General features: G+C 60.5%; 9 protein-coding genes and 1 other RNA gene. 6 read left to right on the top strand and 4 right to left on the bottom strand.

Features of this window, described 5'->3' with window-relative positions; genetic code table 11:
• Positions 1–137: 137 nt before the first annotated feature.
• The 4 genes from guaD to xdhA form a co-directional block, all read right to left on the bottom strand.
• Entirely contained in the window at positions 138–1,442 is a 1,305-nt protein-coding gene (guaD, locus tag LOY38_RS20225; RefSeq protein WP_258696762.1) for a guanine deaminase, read from the bottom strand.
• Between the two features lie 8 nt (positions 1,443–1,450).
• A complete protein-coding gene (gene xdhC, locus LOY38_RS20220; RefSeq protein WP_258696761.1) occupies positions 1,451–2,296 on the bottom strand; it encodes a xanthine dehydrogenase accessory protein XdhC in 846 nt (281 codons plus the stop codon).
• Between the two features lie 125 nt (positions 2,297–2,421).
• Positions 2,422–4,818 (bottom strand): xanthine dehydrogenase molybdopterin binding subunit, encoded by a 2,397-nt coding sequence (xdhB, locus tag LOY38_RS20215; protein ID WP_258696760.1) that lies wholly within the window; start codon positions 4,816–4,818, stop codon positions 2,422–2,424.
• Complete coding sequence (gene xdhA / locus LOY38_RS20210; RefSeq protein WP_258696759.1) at positions 4,811–6,265, bottom strand: xanthine dehydrogenase small subunit; 1,455 nt, start codon at positions 6,263–6,265, stop codon at positions 4,811–4,813. The genes xdhB and xdhA overlap by 8 nt, the downstream gene beginning before the upstream one ends.
• 266 nt (positions 6,266–6,531) lie before the next feature.
• Here xdhA and LOY38_RS20205 point away from each other — a divergent pair, with 266 nt between their 5' ends.
• From LOY38_RS20205 to ffs, 6 genes are all read left to right on the top strand, one after another.
• Positions 6,532–7,191: a GntR family transcriptional regulator gene (locus LOY38_RS20205; RefSeq protein ID WP_258696758.1), complete on the top strand. Its 660-nt coding sequence runs from the start codon at positions 6,532–6,534 to the stop codon at positions 7,189–7,191.
• Positions 7,192–7,193: 2 nt separating this feature from the next.
• Positions 7,194–10,682, top strand: coding sequence for a chromosome segregation protein SMC (smc, locus tag LOY38_RS20200; protein ID WP_258696757.1), 3,489 nt, complete (start codon positions 7,194–7,196; stop codon positions 10,680–10,682).
• A gap of 258 nt (positions 10,683–10,940) precedes the next feature.
• Positions 10,941–11,792, top strand: a complete 852-nt coding sequence (gene zipA, locus LOY38_RS20195; protein WP_258696756.1) for a cell division protein ZipA — start codon at positions 10,941–10,943, stop codon at positions 11,790–11,792.
• Between the two features lie 161 nt (positions 11,793–11,953).
• Positions 11,954–14,311, top strand: coding sequence for an NAD-dependent DNA ligase LigA (gene ligA / locus LOY38_RS20190; RefSeq protein WP_258696755.1), 2,358 nt, complete (start codon positions 11,954–11,956; stop codon positions 14,309–14,311).
• 187 nt (positions 14,312–14,498) lie between these two features.
• On the top strand, positions 14,499–15,662 hold the full coding sequence (locus tag LOY38_RS20185) for a putative zinc-binding metallopeptidase (protein ID WP_258696754.1): 1,164 nt from the start codon (positions 14,499–14,501) through the stop codon (positions 15,660–15,662).
• A 199-nt stretch (positions 15,663–15,861) separates the two neighbouring features.
• Positions 15,862–15,958, top strand: an RNA gene (ffs, locus tag LOY38_RS20180) — signal recognition particle sRNA small type.
• Positions 15,959–16,012 lie beyond the last annotated feature (54 nt).

Here is a 16,012-nt window from a genome sequence, read left to right as displayed (position 1 = left end):
CGGGGGATTTTTTTGAGTATCAGATCGTTCCCACGCTCTGCGTGGGAATGCAGCCCGTGACGCTCCGCGTCACTGGACGCGGAGCGTCCCTAGAGGCATTCCCACGCGGAGCATGGGAACGATCAGCCCGGAAGATCTTAGCGCTGATGCACCAGATTCCCCGCCGCATACGTCTGCAACACCGTCCGGTCATCCCCCAGTGTCATCAATACAAACAACGTTTCGGCAATGTTATTGGCCTGTTTCAGGCGATAGCTGAGCAGTGGCGTGGCGTTGTAGTCCAGCACCAGGAAGTCCGCGTCGGTGCCTGGTTGCAAGGTGCCGATCTTGTCTTCCAGGCGCAGCGCGCGGGCGCCGCCGAGGGTGGCCAGGTACAGCGACTTGAACGGGCTCAGCCGCGCGCCTTGCAGTTGCATGACTTTGTAGGCTTCGTTCAGGGTTTGCAGCAGCGAGAAACTGGTGCCACCCCCGACGTCGGTACCGAGGCCGACATTGAGTTTGTGCTTCTCGGCCATCGGCAGATTGAACAAGCCACTGCCGAGGAAGAAGTTGGAGGTCGGGCAGAAGGCGATGGCCGACCCGGTCTGCGCCAGGCGCGCGCATTCGTCGTCGCACAGGTGCACGCCGTGGGCGAACACCGAACGCTCACCGAGCAATTGGTAGTGATCGTAGACGTCCAGGTAGCCCTTGCGCTCCGGGAACAGTGCCTTGACCCACTCGACTTCCTTGAGGTTCTCGCTGATGTGGGTCTGCATGTACAGATCCGGGTATTCGCTGAGCAACTGACCGGCGAGAGTCAGTTGTTCCGGGGTGCTGGTCGGGGCGAAGCGTGGGGTAACTGCATAGTGCAAGCGGCCCTTGCCGTGCCAGCGCTCGATCAGCGCCTTGCTTTCGACGTAGCTCGATTCGGCGGTGTCGATCAGGTAGTCCGGCGCGTTGCGGTCCATCATCACCTTGCCGGCGATCATCCGCAGGTCCAGCTGTTCGGCGGCCTCGAAAAACGAATTCACCGATTGTGGATGCACGCTGCCGAACACCAGCGCGGTGGTGGTGCCGTTGCGCAGCAGTTCCTTGATGAAAATATCCGCGACTTCATCCGCGTGGGCCTTGTCGGCGAACTGGCTTTCGCATGGGAACGTGTAGGTGTTGAGCCAGTCCAGCAGTTGCTCGCCGTAGGCGCCGACCATGCCGGTTTGCGGCAGGTGGATGTGGGTGTCGATGAAGCCTGGGGTGATCAGCGCGTCCTGGTAATGAGTGATCTCGATGTCGGCCGGCAGGGTCGGCAGCAATTCGCTGGCGTGGCCGATGGCGCTGATCTGGCCGTTCTCGACCACCAGCAGGCCGTCTTCGAAATACTCGTAAGAGGCTTCGATGCCCACTTCGGCAGGGTCGGCGATGCTGTGCAGAATGGTGGCGCGGTAGGCTTTGCGAGTCAGAGGCATGGGGGTTCTCAATTGGTTGCCTGGCTGCGGCGTGAAGCAGGCAGCAATTTGGCAATCGATGATCCGGCGCTGGCAGTGTGCTGGCCGAAATTGGCGTTATAGGTAGCGATGATTTCGCCGGCGATGGAGATGGCGATTTCCACAGGCAACTTGCCTTTGACTTCGCCCAGGCCCATCGGGCAGCGCATGCGTTGCAGCACGGTGCTGTCGAAACCGCGATCACGCAGGCGGTGTTCGAACTTCACCCGTTTGGTCTTCGAACCGATCAAGCCGAAGTAGGCGAAGTCGTTGCGTTTGAGGATCGCGGCGGTGAGTTCAAGGTCGAGCTGGTGGTTGTGGGTCATGACGATGCAGTAGCTGCCGGTGGGTAGGTCATCGACTTCATCCAGCGGTTCTTCGGTGACGATTTTGCGCACGCCGTGGGGGATCTGCTCGGGGAATTCCGCTTCCCGCGAGTCGATCCAGCGCACCCGGCACGGCAGGCTGGCGAGCAGTGGCACCAGTGCCCGGCCGACGTGGCCGGCGCCGAATACCGCAATTTGCGCCTGGACCTGGCCCATCGGTTCGAACAGCAACACGGTCACGCCACCGCAGCACTGGCCCAGGCTGGCGCCGAGGCTGAAGCGCTCCAGATGGGTGTCCTGCCGGCCACTGGCAAGCATCAAGCGGCCGATCTGCATGGCCTTGTATTCCAGATGCCCGCCACCGATGGTGTCGAACGTTTGCGTGGCGCTGATGACCATCTTCGAACCGGCATTGCGCGGCGTCGAGCCGAGCTCTTCGATGATGGTCACCAACACACAGGGTTCACCCCGGGTTTGCAGGTCGGCGAGGGCGTCGATCCAGTTGTACATGTTTCACCTCTCAAGATCGTTCCCACGCTCTGCGTGGGAATGCATCTCTGGACGCTCCGCGTCCGCTGTTCACAATGCGACGCAGAGCGTCGCGGGCTGCATTCCCACGCAGAGCGTGGGAACGATCAAACCACCACCTCGGATTCAGCTTCCACGGCTTTCACCGCTTTCAACTGACGCATCTGCTCACAGCCCCACAACACCCTCTCCGGCGTTGCCGGTGCGTCGATTTTCGGTTGATGCTGGTAGTCGCCCAAACTGGCCACGGCGTCCTTGATCGCGCACCACGCGGCGATACCGAGCATGAACGGCGGCTCACCCACGGCTTTGGAATGGAACACCGTGTCTTCCGGGTTCTTGCGGTTTTCCACCAGCTTCACTCGCAGGTCCAATGGCATGTCCGCCACCGCCGGGATCTTGTAGCTGGCCGGGCCGTTGGTCATCAGTTTGCCTTTGTTGTTCCACACCAGTTCTTCCATGGTCAGCCAACCCATGCCCTGGATGAAACCACCCTCGACCTGACCGATGTCGATGGCCGGGTTCAGTGAGTCGCCGACGTCGTGGAGGATGTCGGTGCGCAGCATCTTGTACTCGCCGGTCAGGGTGTCGACGATCACCTCGGCACAGGCCGCACCGAAGGCGTAGTAATAGAACGGCCGACCCCGGGCCTGACTGCGGTCGTAGTAGATTTTCGGGGTCTTGTAGAAGCCGGTGCTCGACAGCGAAACCTGAGCAAAGTACGCCTGCTGGATCAACGCTTCAAACGTCAGAATGTAATCGCGAACCCGCACGTGACCGTTGTGGAATTCCACGTCTTCTTCGCTGACCTTGTACTGCCGCGCGGCGAATTCCACCAAGCGTTTCTTGATGATTTCGGCCGCGTTTTGCGCAGCTTTACCATTGAGGTCGGCGCCGCTCGAAGCAGCGGTTGGCGAAGTGTTCGGCACCTTGTCGGTGTTGGTCGCTGTGATCTGCACCCGGTCCATTTCCACCTGGAACACTTCAGCCACGACTTGCGCAACCTTGGTGTTCAGACCCTGGCCCATTTCGGTGCCGCCGTGGTTCAGGTGGATGCTGCCGTCGGTGTAGATGTGGATCAGTGCACCGGCCTGATTGAGGAAGCTGGCGGTGAAGGAAATACCGAATTTCACCGGGGTCAGCGCCAGGCCTTTTTTCAGGATCGGGCTGTTGGCGTTGTAGCGACGAATCGCTTCGCGACGTTCGGCGTACTGGCTGCTTTCTTCCAGTTCCGCGGTCATTTCCTCGAGCATGTTGTGCTCGACGGTCTGGTAGTAATGGGTGACGTTGCGCTCGGTTTTGCCATAGTAATTGGCCTTGCGCACCGCCAGTGGATCGAGGCCCAGACGGCGGGCGATGGCGTCCATCACTTCTTCGATGGCGACCATGCCTTGCGGGCCACCGAAACCACGGTAAGCGGTGTTCGAGGCGGTGTTGGTCTTGCAGCGGTGACCGTTGATGGTCGCGTCGCCCAGGTAGTACGAGTTGTCGGCATGGAACATCGCGCGGTCGACAATCGATGCCGACAAGTCCGGCGAGCAACCGCAGTTGCCGGCCAGTTCCAGGGCGATGCCGTGCAGGCGACCGGTGCTGTCGAAGCCTACGTCGTACTCGACGTAAAACGGGTGACGCTTGCCGGTCATCAGCATGTCTTCGACCCGCGGCAGGCGCATTTTGGTCGGCTGGCCGGTCAGGTGCGCAACCACCGCGCACAGGCACGCCGGGCTTGCCGCCTGGGTTTCCTTGCCGCCGAAACCACCGCCCATGCGGCGCATATCGACGACGATTTTGTTCATCGACACGTCCAGCACTTCCGCCACCAGTTTCTGCACTTCGGTGGGATTCTGGGTCGAGCAGTAAACGATCATGCCGCCGTCTTCGGTCGGCATCACCGAAGAGATCTGGGTTTCCAGGTAGAAGTGTTCCTGGCCGCCGATGTGCAGCGTGCCCTGGATGCGATGCTCTGCAGTAGAAAGCGCGGTGGCCGAATCGCCGCGCTGGTGGGTGTGGCTGTCGAGCACGAAGTGGCGTTTGCGCAGGGCTTCGACCACGTCCAATACAGGTTCGAGATCTTCGTATTCGATGATCGCGGCCATGGCCGCTTTGCGCGCGGTTTCCAGGTCTTTCGCCGCCACGGCCAGTACCGGTTGACCGACGAATTGCACGTCATCGATGGCCAGCAATGGGTCGCCCGGCAACAGTGGGCCGATGTCTTTCAGGCCTGGCACATCTTTGTGAGTGATGGCGATGCGCACGCCTTCGAAGGCGTAGCAGGGCTTGGTGTCGATGCTGATGATTTTCGCGTGGGCGCGGTCCGACAGCCGAGCGTAAACATGCAGCTGATTGGGGAATTCCAGCCGATCGTCGATGTACTGCGCTTCACCGGATACATGCTTGTCGGCGCTGTCGTGCTTGACGCTGCGACCGACACCGGTGGTCAGGTCCTTGGCGAACAATTCAGCCAGTTCGGCTTGGGTCTTCTCTACGGCATGATGATTAGACATAAGCGGTCACCCGAGTCTCGATGTGCGGTGTTTGCAGTTCGATGAAGTATTTACGCAGCAGGTTCTGTGCGCTGAGCAGGCGGTATTCCTTGCTGGCGCGGAAGTCCGAGAGTGGCGTGAAGTCTTCGGCCAATGCAGCGCAGGCGCGTTCAATGGTGGCGTTGTTGAACGGTGCGCCAACCAGCGCGGCTTCGCAGCTTTTGGCGCGTTTCGGGATCGCCGCCATGCCGCCGAAGGCGACCCGGGCGTCGGCGATCACGCCATTGTCGATATGCAGGTTGAACGCCGCGCAGACCGCGGAAATGTCATCGTCCAGACGCTTCGACACCTTGTAGGCGCGGAACAGTTGTTCGGCGCTGGCACGCGGCACGATGATCTTCTCGATGAACTCGCTTTCCTGGCGCGCGGTGACCCGGTAATCGATGAAGTAATCTTCCAGGGCCATGGTGCGGCGAGTCTCGCCTTTGCACAGCACGACCTGCGCGCCAAGGGCGATCAGCAGCGGTGGCGAGTCACCGATCGGCGAAGCGTTGCCGATGTTGCCGCCGAGGGTGCCCTGGTTGCGAATCTGCAACGAAGCGAAGCGCTGCAGCAATTCACCGAAGTCCGGGTACTCGGCCTTCAGGGCGTCGTAGCAGTCGGAGAGGGCGGTGGCGGCGCCGATTTCCAGGCGATCGTCGAAGCGTTCGATGCGTTTCATTTCGGCGACGTTGCCGACGTAGATCATCACCGGCAAGGTGCGATGGAACTGCGTGACTTCCAGTGCCAGATCGGTGCCGCCAGCCAGCAGGCGAGCCTGTGGATAAGCGTCGTAGAGGTCGGCCAGATCGGCTACGGTCAACGGCACCAGGCAGCGCTTGTCGCCACTGTTGAGTTCGCCGATGTCGGTGGGGGCGATGGCTTTCAGGCGAGCGATGGTGTCGGCCTCGCGGGCATCGAACTGGTCCGGTTGTTTGCTACAGCAAGCTTGTTCGGCAGCGGCGAGGATCGGCCGATAGCCGGTGCAGCGGCAGAGGTTGCCGGCCAGGGCTTCGTGGGCCTTGTGATGATCCGGTGCGTCGCTGTTCTTTTGCAGCGCGAACAGCGACATGACGAAGCCGGGAGTACAGAAGCCGCATTGCGAGCCGTGGCACTCGACCATGGCTTTCTGCACGCTGTGCAGTTGGCCTTTGTGCTTGAGGTCTTCGACGCTGATCAGTTGTTTGCCGTGCAAGGAGGAGACGAACGTCAGGCACGAGTTGAGGCTGCGATAGCGAATGTGTTCGCGGCCATCGTCATCCGTCTGCAGCTCGCCGACCACCACAGTGCACGCGCCACAGTCACCGCTGGCGCAGCCTTCTTTGGTGCCGGGTTTGCCCACATGGTCGCGCAGATAATTGAGCACGGTCAGGTTCGGGTCCAGGGCGTGCTCGCTACGGAGTTCCTGGTTGAGTAAAAACTGGATCACGGAAGGCCTCGCAAACTCATTATTGTTGTTAACCGACATGCGCCGAATTTATCAGGTCTGACTTTTCGGTCAATAATTTTCTGACTTAAAGGTCAGGAAAAGGCATTTTGTCGATCAACGACTCGTTCCTTCATTATTGACCCTCACGCGATAGCCTGCTTTTTGCTTGAATCGTGCCAAAAACCGCTGGGTGGGCACTCCGCCATGACCCATCAATTGCGCTACACTGCGCCGCTTGTGCAGATCGAAGAGTTTGAAGGAAAACCATGACGTTCAAGGCGCCGGACAGCCTCGCCGAGCAAATCGCTCACCACCTCGCCGAACGTATCATTCGCGGCGAAATGAAGCCGGGGGAGCGCATCCAGGAACAGAAGGTCACGCTGGCCCTCAATGTCAGCCGCGGTTCAGTCCGTGAGGCCTTGCTGATCCTCGAGCGCCGCCACTTGATCGCGATTTTGCCGCGACGTGGCGCCCATGTGACCGAGCTGACGGCGCACAAGGTGCAGAGCCTGTGCACGCTGATGAGCGAGCTGTACATCCTGCTTGGCAACGCCGTGGCCAGCGGCTGGCAAGTCCAGGCCGACATGGCGCCGTTCGTGCAGATCCAGCAGCGCCTGACCGCCAGCTACGAGCGCCAGGATATCCGCACCTTCGTCGACGACAGCTTCAGCGTGATGCGCGCTGCGTATCCGTTCGCCAATAACCCGTACTTGCAGGAAACCGTCGAGAATCTGCAGCCGGCCATGAGCCGCGCGTATTTCCTCGCACTGGACCAGCGCAAGGCCTCGATGAGCGAGTTTCTGGAGCTGTTCGAACGCTTGCTCGCCGCCGTGCTGGCCCGTAACTTTGCGCAGATCCGTGTGGTGCTGACGGCGTATGCCCAGCGCAGTTGCGATCTGGTGGTTTCTGCCTTGACGGTCGCTTAAGCGTGCGGCTCAAGTGCATTAAGCTGGCGGGGTTCAAATCCTTCGTCGACCCAACCACGGTGAACTTCCCCAGTAACATGGCGGCGGTGGTCGGGCCCAATGGTTGCGGCAAGTCGAACATCATCGACGCCGTGCGTTGGGTGATGGGCGAGAGCTCGGCCAAGAACCTGCGCGGCGAGTCGATGACCGACGTCATCTTCAACGGCTCGACCAGCCGTAAACCGGTGAGCCAGGCGAGCATCGAGCTGGTGTTCGATAACTCCGACGGCACCCTGCTCGGCGAATGGGCTGCTTATGCGGAAATTTCCATTCGCCGCAAAGTAACCCGCGACAGCCAGACCACCTACTACCTCAACGGCACCAAGTGCCGCCGCCGCGATATCACCGACATCTTTCTGGGTACCGGCCTCGGCCCGCGCAGCTATTCGATTATCGAGCAGGGGATGATCTCCAAGCTGATCGAGTCCAAGCCCGAAGACCTGCGTAACTTTATCGAAGAAGCGGCGGGCATTTCCAAGTACAAGGAGCGCCGACGCGAAACCGAAAACCGCATCCGTCGCACCCACGAAAACCTTGCCCGCCTGACCGACCTGCGCGAAGAGCTCGAGCGTCAGCTTGAACGCTTGCACCGCCAGGCCGAGGCCGCCAAGAAGTATCAGGAATACAAGGGCGAAGAGCGTCAGCTCAAGGCCCAGCTGTCGGCTCTGCGCTGGCAGGCGTTGAACGAGCAGGTCGGCCAGCGCGAGTCGATCATCGGCACCCAGGAAATCACCTTCGAAGCCCTGGTGGCCGAGCAGCGCAACGCCGACGCGGCCATCGAGCGTCTGCGTGACGGGCATCACGACTTGTCCGAGCGCTTCAATCTGGTGCAGGGGCGTTTCTACTCGGTCGGCGGCGACATCGCCCGGGTCGAGCAGAGCATCCAGCACGGTCAGCAGCGCTTGCGTCAATTGCAGGACGACCTGAAAGAAGCCGAGCGCGCACGGCTGGAAACCGAGTCTCACTTGGGCCACGACCGCACGTTGCTGCTGACCTTGGGTGAAGAGCTGGACATGCTCACGCCGGAACAGGAAGTCACCAGCGCCGCCGCCGAAGAAGCGGCTGCCGCGCTCGAAGAATCCGAAACCACCATGCACGGCTGGCAGGAGCAGTGGGACACCTTCAACCTCACCGCCGCCGAGCCGCGCCGTCAGGCCGAAGTTCAGCAGTCGCGGATCCAGCAGCTGGAAACCAGCATGGAGCGTTTGGCCGATCGCCAGAAGCGCCTTGGCGAAGAGCGCGCGTTACTTTCTGCGGACCCGGAAGACGCGGCGATCATGGAACTCAGCGAGCAGTTGGCCGCGTCCGAGGCCACGCTCGAAGACTTGCAGGCCAGTGAAGAAGCGCAAGTCGAACGCCTCGAGCAACTGCGTCAGGAATTGCAGCAAGCGCTCTCGGCGCAGCAGCAGGCGCAGGGTGATTTGCAGCGGCTCAACGGGCGTCTCGCATCGCTTGAGGCCTTGCAGCAAGCCGCGCTCGATCCGGGTACCGGCACCGCCGAATGGCTGCGCGAACAGCATCTGGCGGATCGTCCGCGTCTGGCCGAAGGCCTGAAGGTCGAGGCCGGTTGGGAGCTGGCGGTGGAAACCGTACTCGGTGCCGACCTGCAAGCGGTGCTGGTGGATGACTTCGGTGATTTCGATCTGGCCGGGTTTGCCCAAGGCGATTTGCGTTTGCTCAGCCCGGCCAGCGATGGCGCGCGCGTGCCCGGCAGTTTGCTCGACAAGGTCGAGGCGCAGATCGATCTGTCGCCGTGGCTGGGGCAGGTCAAGCCGGTCGACAGCCTTGAGCAGGCCTTGGCCTTGCGCGGGCAATTGGCCGCCGGGCAAAGCCTGATCAGCCGCGACGGTTACTGGGTCGGCCGACACTTCTTGCGTGTGCGCCGGGCCAGCGAAGCGGAAAGCGGCGTGCTCGCCCGTGGTCAGGAAATCCAGCGGCTGGGCCTTGAGCGCGAAGAGCGCGAAGCCACGGTCGAAACCCTGGAAACCCAACTTCAGAATCTCAGGGCGCAACAGCGTCAGCAGGAAAACGGCCGCGAACATTTGCGTCGTCTGCTGCAAGACGAAGCCCGTCAGCAAGGCGAATTGAAAGCCCAGTTGTCCGCCGGCAAAGCCAAGGTCGAACAGTTGACCCTGCGCCGCACCCGTCTCGATGAAGAGCTCACGGAGCTGAGCGAGCAGCGCGCCCTGGAACACGAAAACATCGGCGAAGCGCGCCTGCAATTGCAGGAAGCGCTCGACGCCATGGCGCTGGATACCGAGCAGCGCGAGTTGCTGCTGGCCCAGCGCGACAGCCTGCGCGAGCGCCTCGATCGGGTGCGTCAGGAAGCCCGGCAGCACAAGGACCATGCGCATCAATTGGCGGTGCGCCTCGGTTCGCTGAAGGCGCAACACGACTCGACGCGTCAGGCGCTGGAGCGGCTGGAAATGCAGTCCGAGCGCCTGACCGAGAAGCGCGAGCAGCTGAGCCTCAACCTGGAAGAGGGCGAGGCGCCGCTGGAAGAGCTGCGGCTGAAGCTCGAAGAGTTGCTCGACAAACGCATGACCGTCGACGAAGAACTCAAGACCGCGCAAATCGCCATGGAAGACGCCGACCGCGAACTGCGCGATGCGGAAAAGCGCCGTACCCAGGCCGAGCAGCAATCCCAGTTGATTCGCAGTCAGCTCGAACAGCAACGCATGGAATGGCAAGCGCTGACGGTGCGGCGCAAGACCTTGCAGGATCAATTGCTCGAGGACGGCTACGACCTCAATGGCGTGCTCGCCACGCTGGTGGCCGGGGCCAACGAGAAAGACGCCGAGGAAGAAATCGAGCGCATTGCCGCGCGGATTCAGCGCCTCGGCGCGATCAACCTCGCGGCCATCGACGAATACCAGCAGCAATCCGAGCGTAAACGTTATCTGGATGCGCAGAACGACGATCTGGTGGAAGCGCTGGACACCCTCGAGAACGTGATTCGCAAGATCGACAAGGAAACCCGAAACCGCTTCAAGGATACCTTTGATCAGATCAATGGCGGTTTACAGGCCCTTTTCCCAAAAGTTTTCGGTGGAGGACGCGCGTATTTGGAACTGACGGGCGAAGATCTACTCGATACAGGGGTAACGATCATGGCGCAGCCGCCAGGAAAGAAGAACAGCACCATCCATTTGCTCTCCGGTGGCGAAAAGGCCCTGACCGCATTGGCCCTGGTATTTGCCATCTTCAAGTTGAACCCGGCGCCGTTCTGCATGCTCGATGAGGTTGACGCACCATTGGATGACGCTAACGTCGGGCGCTACGCACGGCTGGTCAAAGAGATGTCGCAGACGGTGCAGTTCATCTACATCACCCACAACAAGATCGCCATGGAAATGGCCGACCAATTGATGGGGGTGACGATGCACGAACCGGGTTGCTCGCGTCTGGTGGCAGTGGATGTGGAGGAGGCGATGGCGATGGTGGACGCTTGAGTCATTGCATGTAGGGCAAGTAATTTTGAGTTGTAGGGCTTTTTACCTGCCTTAACTTGCTGGCCATTCGACATAATTCGCGCAAGCCACTGTGACAGACGGTGTAAAGTTATCTTTGGTCGTGCTAGTTTAATGTCAATTTTTCGTATACGTGGGCAAAACGCCTGTCAGAACATAGAGTTGGCGCCACGTTTTAAAGCGGTTTACACAATGTAAACCCCTTATTTTTCAGCATTTTTTATAGAGGCACGGGATTACATGGAAATCGGTCTGCGCGAGTGGCTGATCGTCATCGGCATTATTGTCATTGCCGGTATTCTTTTCGATGGCTGGCGTCGCATGCGCGGCGGCAAGGGAAAACTGAAATTCCGTCTTGACCGAAGTCTGTCCAACCTGCCGGACGAGGACACCAGCGCCGAGCTGTTGGGCCCGCCCCGGGTGTTGGATACCCATAAAGAACCGCAACTGGACGAGCACGATCTGCCGTCGGTGAGCATGCCTGCCCGTGAACCTCGCGAGTCGGGTTCCAAGCGCGGCAAGCGTGGCCATGGCGAGCCATCGCAAGGCGACTTGAACCTCAACCTGGACCTCGATGGCGGCCCGAGCTTCAGCAGCCGTGACAACGATTTCCCGGATGACACCAAATCCGCCGGCCCGGCCGATAAAGATCAGCCGCAAGCCGAAGAAGTGCTGGTGATCAGCGTGATCTGCCGCGACCCGGCAGGCTTCAAGGGCCCGGCGCTGTTGCAGAACATTCTGGAAAGCGGTCTGCGTTTCGGCGAGATGGACATTTTCCACCGCCACGAAAGCATGGCCGGTAACGGCGAAGTCCTGTTCTCCATGGCCAACGCGGTCAAGCCGGGTGTCTTCGACCTGGATGACATCGATCATTTCAGCACTCCGGCGGTGAGCTTCTTCCTCGGCCTGCCAGGCCCGCGTCATCCGAAGCAAGCCTTCGACGTGATGGTGGCTGCGGCACGCAAACTGTCCCAGGAACTGAATGGTGAACTGAAAGACGACCAGCGCAGCGTACTGACTGCCCAAACGATTGAGCACTACCGTCAGCGCATCGTCGAGTTCGAACGTCGCGCCCTGACCCAGAAGCGCTGAGTCAAAAGATCGCAGCCTCGTTTCACTCGACAGCTCCTACAGGGTTCGCGATTTTCTGTAGGAGCTGTCGAGTGAAACGAGGCTGCGATCTCTTGATCTTGATCTTGATGAAATGAGATAGAGCAGCCTCGGCTGCTCTTTTGCTTTATGAGAGAACACCCATGACCGCCGCCAAAACCCGCATTCTAGAGCTGCGCGCCGAGCTCGATCAGCACAACTACCGTTACCACGTGCTGGACGAACCAAGCATTCCGGACGCCGAATACGATCGGTTGTTCCATGAGCTCAAAGCCCTCGAAGCAGCCCATCCCGAACTGATCACCAGCGACTCGCCAACCCAGCGTGTCGGCAGCGCGGCGCTGTCGGCGTTCACTCAGGTGCGTCATGAAGTGCCGATGCTCAGCCTTGGCAACGCATTCGAAGAAACCGACATGCGCGAATTCGATCGTCGGGTAACGGAAGGGCTGGACCTGCCGGTCGGTGACCTGTTCGGCGCTGGCGCGGCGGTGGAATACAGCTGCGAACCCAAGCTCGATGGTCTGGCGGTCAGCCTGCTGTATCAGGACGGTATGCTGGTGCGTGGCGCCACTCGCGGCGATGGCACCACCGGCGAAGACATCAGCGTCAATGTGCGCACCGTGCGCAATATCCCGCTCAAACTGCATGGCAGCGGCTGGCCGGCGACCCTGGAAGTGCGCGGCGAAGTGTTCATGTCCAAGGCTGGTTTCGAGCGGCTCAACGCCACGCAACTGGAAGTCGGCGGCAAGACCTTCGCCAACCCGCGTAACGCGGCGGCGGGCAGCTTGCGGCAGCTGGATTCGAAGATCACCGCCAACCGTCCGCTGGAATTCTGCTGCTACGGTATCGGCCAGATTTCGGCGGATATTGCCGACACGCACATTGGCAATCTGCAGCAACTCAAAGCCTGGGGTATGCCGATCAGCCATGAGCTGAAACTGGCCCATGGCATCGATGAATGCCTGGATTACTACCGTGACATCGGCGAGCGTCGTATCGCGTTGCCCTATGAGATCGACGGCGTGGTGTTCAAGGTCAACAGCATTGCGTCCCAGCGCGAGCTGGGGTTTCGCGCTCGCGAGCCGCGCTGGGCGATTGCCCACAAATTTCCGGCCATGGAAGAGCTCACCGAATTGCTCGATGTGGAATTCCAGGTCGGCCGCACCGGTGCCGTGACGCCGGTGGCACGTTTGAAGCCGGTCAAGGTCGCGGGTGTCACCGTGGCCAATGCGACGTTGCACAATATGGATGAAGTTGCCCGGCTGGGGCTGATGATCGGTGACACCGTGATCATCCGCCGCGCCGGTGACGTGATTCCACAAGTGGTGCAAGTGGTCGCCGAGCGCCGTCCGGAGAATGCCCGGCCAGTACAGATTCCCGAGCAGTGCCCGGTCTGCGGTTCCCATGTCGAACGCACGCAACTGATCAAGCGCAGCAAGGGGCGCGAGACCATCAGCGAAGGCGCGGTGTATCGCTGCGTGGGTCGTCTGGCCTGCGGTGCGCAACTCAAGCAAGCGATCATTCACTTCGTTTCGCGCCGCGCGATGGACATCGAAGGGCTGGGCGAGAAGAGCGTCGAGCAGCTGGTGGACGAGGGCCTGGTGAGTTCGCCGGCCGATCTCTATGCCCTGACGTTCGAGCAGATCGTCGACCTGGAAGGCTTTGCCGAGCTGTCGAGCAAGAACCTGCTCGGCGCCATCGAAGACAGCAAGCAACCAAGTCTGGCGCGGTTTATCTACGCCTTGGGCATTCCCGATGTCGGTGAAGAAACGGCCAAGGTGCTCGCACGTTCTCTCGGCTCGCTGGAGCGGGTTCAGCAGGCGTTGCCGCAGGTGCTCACGTACTTGCCGGATGTTGGGCTGGAAGTGGCTCACGAGATTCACAGCTTCTTTGAAGACGCGCATAACCGGCAAGTGATCAAGGATCTGCTCAAGCACGGCTTGCAGATTCAGGATCAGGGCGAGCTGGGTGCGGAGTTCGCCGCCAGTACCACACTGGGCGGCTTCCTCGACAAGTTGCACATTCCTTCGGTCGGGCCGGGCGGGGCGCAGAAACTCGCCGACAAATTCGGCTCGCTCGAGGCGGTGATGAGTGCTGATTGGCTGGACATGCGTCAGGCGCTACCGGAGAAACAAGCGACTTCGGTTCGCGAGTTTTTTGCGGGCACGGAAAATCGTCAACTCGCCGAGGCGGCGGAAAAGCAGCTGCGTGATTTCGGTATGCATTGGCAGAGCGAGAAAAAGGTCGTCGAAGGGTTGCCGCTGGCCGGGCAGACCTGGGTGCTGACTGGTTCGCTGGAGCTGATGAGTCGCGATGTGGCCAAGGACAAACTTGAAAGCCTCGGCGCCAAGGTGGCCGGTTCCGTGTCGGCCAAGACCTATTGCGTGGTCGCCGGGCCGGGCGCGGGCTCGAAGCTGGCCAAGGCCAATGAGCTGGGGTTGAAGGTGCTGGATGAAGAAGCGTTTGTGGCTCGTCTGAAGGAATACAACATCTCGATCTAACAGAGACCTGTGGCGAGGGAGCTTGCTCCCGTTCGGCGGCGAAGCCGTCGCAAGACCTGCGTATGTCTGACAAATCGCGGTTGTTGGTTCTGGGGCTGCTACGCAGCCCAACGGGAGCAAGCTCCCTCGCCACAAGATCTTCGTGTGGGAATGATCTAGTCTTTGCAGGCCCCAGGGAGAGATCGCCATGTACCGCTTCTTCGAACAGCTCAGCTCGCGCATCGCCGCGCCCTTCATGGGAGAGCATTCGCGCAATGGCAAGGTCTGGCATTGTCGCTGCGGGCAGTCGCTGTTCTTTCGCAACAGCCAGTGCCTGGCCTGCTCGGCGGCGCTGGGCTATCAGCCGCAGCAGAGTCGCTTGTCGTCGTTGCAATCTGGCCCGCAAGTGGATACCTGGTTGCTCGACGCCGATCCTGACGCCGGTGTGTTCCGCCGTTGCGCCAATCTCGATTCCCCGGCCGCCTGCAACTGGCTGCTGCCGGCCAATGATCATGACGGGTTGTGCATCGCCTGTAGCCTGAATCGCACCATCCCCGATCTGTCGGTCCCGGAAAATCACGAGCGCTGGCGCAAAGTGGAAATCGCCAAGCGTCGTCTGGTGGCGCAGTTGCTCAGTCTGGGATTGCAGGTCATTCCGAAAGCCGTGGACGAAGAGACCGGTCTGGCCTTCGATTTCATCGGTATCGACCTCAAAGGCAAAACGCCGACCACCGGGCATGCCAACGGTTTGATCACCCTCGATATCAAAGAGGCCGACGACGCCCACCGCGAGCAGGTTCGCGTGCAAATGCACGAACCCTATCGCACGCTGCTGGGGCATTTTCGCCATGAAACAGGGCATTACTATTGGGATCGGCTGCTCGCCAACAGTGGTTGGCTGGAACCGTTCCGCAGCCTGTTCGGCGACGAGCGTGAGCGTTATGCCGAGTCCCTCGATCGGCATTACCGGCAAGGCGCGCCGCTCGACTGGCAGCAACATTACGTCAGCGCCTACGCCACCATGCACCCCTGGGAAGACTGGGCGGAAACCTGGGCTCACTACCTGCACATGATGGATGCGGTGGACACTGCGCTGGGTTTTGGCATGAGTGCCCGGGAAATGGATTTCGATTACCAGCCGTTTGCGCCCAGCACGCTATTCGATCCGCAGCACCCCGGCGCCCCGGCGTTCCTGTCGTTCGTCAATGCATGGATCGAACTGGCCGGCATGCTCAATGAATTGTCACGCAGCATGGGCCAGCCGGATTTCTATCCGTTCGTCCTGCCATCGGCGGTGATTGCCAAGTTGCACTTCATTCACTTGGTGATCCAGCAAGAGGGCGGCAGGGCGGATGAGGTGTTGGCGCAATAGGATCAAAAGATCGCAGCCTTCGGCAGCTCCTTGATGTGCGCCGATCCATGTAGGAGCTGCCGCAGGCTGCGATCTTTTAAGGTCGGCGCATGTCCTTGAAGCGGCTCATATTTTTTAATCCACCCGAACGGTTGTAACTTCGTCTCAGATAGGTACAATGGCGCGGCTCGCCGTCAGGTGAGCGTCGTTATGGTGACCCCATCGGTCCCCCCGCAACGATTACCCGTGAACCTGGTCAGAGCCGGAAGGCAGCAGCCACAGCGGGAACATTGTGTGCCGGGGTGTGGCTGGTGGGGTTGCCTCCATAACGCAACACGAACCCTCTTTCGTGTTTTCTATCTAAAAATACT

The organism is Pseudomonas sp. B21-015 (assembly GCF_024749285.1).
GTDB lineage: Bacteria > Pseudomonadota > Gammaproteobacteria > Pseudomonadales > Pseudomonadaceae > Aquipseudomonas.
Note: the sequence above shows the minus strand (reverse complement) of the source record. Positions and strands in the feature narration are given on the sequence as shown.